Annotated in this window: 1 protein-coding gene; it reads right to left on the bottom strand. The window is 43.7% G+C overall.

Annotation, left to right across the window (positions count from 1 at the left end):
- Positions 1-585 precede the first annotated feature (585 nt).
- The coding region (locus CXF78_RS15750; protein ID WP_102037313.1) for an NAD-dependent succinate-semialdehyde dehydrogenase at positions 586-1,909 on the bottom strand (1,324 nt) is incomplete at its 5' end.

Below are 1,909 nucleotides of genomic sequence, written 5' to 3'. Positions count from 1 at the left end.
TTTCAAAATTACAAAATCACTTACCTGCTCAAAATAAATCCTTCGAATTAAATCAAATTTTCATATCTTCTAAATAAATAAAAATTTACGAGAACGTATATTTTTTAATTTCAAATAACACTAATCGATTTCTAGATTTGAACACATTCATATAATCAATGACACACGATGATTTGTTAATGTTAGCCTCACCTGACATGATGAAAATACGGTGTAATGCAGATCCCAAAGATGAGCCTAACGCTTTAGAAGAATTTGAAACAAGCACAATTAGAGACTCATTCAGTTTTCGCAAACCACGCAGGCCAGTTCATTAAGACTTTTAGTCTCGGTTACTGGCTCCGATGATTTGATGATAGTCCAAAGTTTAGCGTTATTGGCTAAGCCATTTAACGTGAAATTAATTACCGTGGGCGTTGTACTTTGGATCGTTACTAAAGGTCGCTAGCAAAATGAGTTATCTATTTTGATATTTTTGCATGCTTAGAAGTGTTTATGTTGATATCGCTAAACAACTCACTATTTAACGATTTATGTCCTTACTGGATAAGCCAATCCGACTAGACATCGGATTGGCAATTAGCGCTAGAACGGAGCGTCGATGTCGACAATGGCGATAAGTTTGTGGTTAACAAATTCCTTGATGCCAAGACCGACCAGCTCGCGGCCATAACCTGAACGTTTAACGCCACCGAATGGTAAATCCGCCTTAGCCATTGTTGGATGATTGACAAAGACCATACCTGTGGATATTCGCTTCGCAACTTCTGCACCATGGATTGGGTTGGCAGTAAATACCGAACCGCCCAAACCGAACGGTGAATCATTGGCTATATGAACCGCGTCATCTTCATCCTTGGCGCGAAACAGCATAGAAACAGGACCGAAAAATTCCCAATAGCGTGCAGGGTTATCTTCTGCAACGTCAGTCAAAATGGTCGGCTGAACAAAATTGCCTGAATCGGGAACAATTGGCCCAACCTCAGTTGCTGTAGCCCCGTAAGAAACCGCCTGGCGAATCTTGTCTTTGATTTCATCGGCTGCCGCCTTAGATGACAGTGGTGCTAGCGTTGTGCTTGGCTCAAATGGATCGCCCGCTTTAAGATTTGCAACACCACCGATATAACCTTCGAGGAATCGATCATACACCTCATCAACAATGATCATCCGTTTTGATGACACACAAACTTGACCACCATTCCAATGTCGTCCAAGAACCGCCCAGTTAATCGTTTTCTGCATATCTGCATCGGCTAAAACAACGAATGCATCGGCACCGCCAAGTTCAAGCGTCGATTTCTTCAATGCCTTGCCTGCCTGCGCGGCAACGACTGCACCGGCCCTTTCCGACCCTGTTAATGCTACGCCCTGAACGCGCGGATCGTTAATGATCGTTTCTATCTGCGACCTTGTTGCATACAGATTCTTAAACACACCTTGAGGCAAACCAGCATCGAGCATTAATTTTTCGAATGCGGCAGCAGCCTGCGGAACGTTAGATGCGTGCTTGAGCAACAAGGTATTACCAGCAGATATTTGCGGTGCAGCAATACGCACAACCTGATAGAAAGGAAAGTTCCATGGTTCAATCGCCAATAATACACCCAGCGGCTCACACAAAATTTCCGCATCAGCGTCGGCAACCGGTAGCTTTTGTGGTGCCAGCAATGTCTGTGCGTTATTTGCATAGTAGTCGAAGATATCTGCTGACAACGCTATTTCGGCTTTGGCTTCGGATATAAGCTTACCCATCTCAATGGTGAGCAGATTGGCATAATAATCAACGTCACGGCGTAATAATTCGGCGGCGGCGTGCATTACGCGCGCACGCTCAGTAAACCCAGTATTTTTCCAAAGTAAAAAAGCATCATGCGCATTTTCAATTGCTTGCTTTACTTCTGAGTCGCTT

The sequence above is a fragment of the Shewanella sp. 11B5 genome, assembly GCF_002836795.1.
In the GTDB taxonomy this organism is placed as follows: Bacteria; Pseudomonadota; Gammaproteobacteria; order Enterobacterales; family Shewanellaceae; genus Shewanella; species Shewanella frigidimarina.
The sequence above is the reverse complement of the archived record's forward strand: the minus strand, read 5'-3'. Positions and strand labels throughout refer to the sequence as shown.